This is a genomic window from Vibrio sp. 10N.286.51.E5 (assembly GCF_041469125.1).
In the GTDB taxonomy this organism is placed as follows: Bacteria; Pseudomonadota; Gammaproteobacteria; order Enterobacterales; family Vibrionaceae; genus Vibrio; species Vibrio crassostreae_C.
This window is the reverse complement of sequence record NZ_JBFRJZ010000148.1, coordinates 1-261: the sequence shown is the minus strand read 5'-3', so window position 1 is coordinate 261 and position 261 is coordinate 1. Positions and strand designations below refer to the sequence as shown.

Below are 261 nucleotides of genomic sequence, written 5' to 3'. Positions count from 1 at the left end.
TTTCTGGGATGACCGTCTTCGAGCGTTTACTGATACAGGTGTAGTCAGGGGACGTTAGTGGAACATCTAATAGCTCAAAGATAGAGTCGATAAAGCCTTGAAGAGCACGTAAAGGAAGAGAGAAGATGCCCTTAATCATTAAGGCGGTTTCAATCGCTGTATCAGAGTACTGAAAGCCTCTCCCACGCTTACCATGATGAGTTTTGCATCGCCATGCATCTACGGCTGAATCATCTATCCCGAATGTAACCGAACCACGTT

At 45.6% G+C, this 261-nt stretch carries 1 protein-coding gene; it reads right to left on the bottom strand.

Annotated elements, in window-relative coordinates; genetic code table 11:
- Positions 1 to 261, bottom strand: a 261-nt coding sequence (locus AB4161_RS23160) for a transposase (RefSeq protein ID WP_372084487.1), incomplete at both ends; no start/stop codon positions are given.